Source organism: Fictibacillus arsenicus (assembly GCF_001999465.1).
GTDB classification, from domain to species: domain Bacteria; phylum Bacillota; class Bacilli; order Bacillales; family Fictibacillaceae; genus Fictibacillus; species Fictibacillus arsenicus.
The window spans coordinates 1-531 of the sequence record NZ_MQMF01000092.1 but is presented as its reverse complement, the minus strand read 5'-3'; the positions used below and the strand labels follow the sequence as shown (position 1 = coordinate 531).

Below are 531 nucleotides of genomic sequence, written 5' to 3'. Positions count from 1 at the left end.
GTCGACGCCGTGGCCGCCGCCGGCGACGACGCCGCGGGCACCGTCGCCGAGACCGTGAAGGGCTCCTACGCCGCCCTGCCCAGCTACCGGTCCGAGAACGGCTCCCTGATGACCATGCAGGGCTTCCTGTACGGCATCTCGGCGCTCGTGGTGATCGCGTTCCTGTCCATCTGGACGGTGCAGCGCACCCGCGACATCGCGGTGCTCAAGGCCCTCGGCGGCTCGAACGGCTGGGTGCTGAAGGACTCGCTCGCGCAGGCCGCGTTCGTGCTCGTCGGCGGCGTGGCCGTGGGCACCGGGCTGGCCGCCGTGATCGGCGCGTTCGCGGGGCGGGCCGTCCCGTTCGAGCTCTCGTGGGCCACCACCGCGGTGCCCGCCGCCGGGGTCCTCGTGCTCGGCATGCTCGCCGCCGTCGTCGCGGTCTTCCGCGTCACCCGGATCGACCCGCTGGTCGCCCTCGGCGGCAACTGACCGCCTCCGACGACGGCGCCGCCCGGCGCCGTCGTCCCCCTCGGCTCCGCCTCGCCCCCG

The 531-nt window shown here is 75.3% G+C and carries 1 protein-coding gene; it reads left to right on the top strand.

The window, feature by feature from the left end; translation table 11 throughout:
• Nucleotides 1-471, top strand: a 471-nt coding sequence (locus tag UN64_RS21970; RefSeq protein ID WP_139343262.1) for an ABC transporter permease, incomplete at its 5' end; no start/stop codon positions are given.
• Between the last annotated feature and the right edge of the window lie 60 nt (nucleotides 472-531).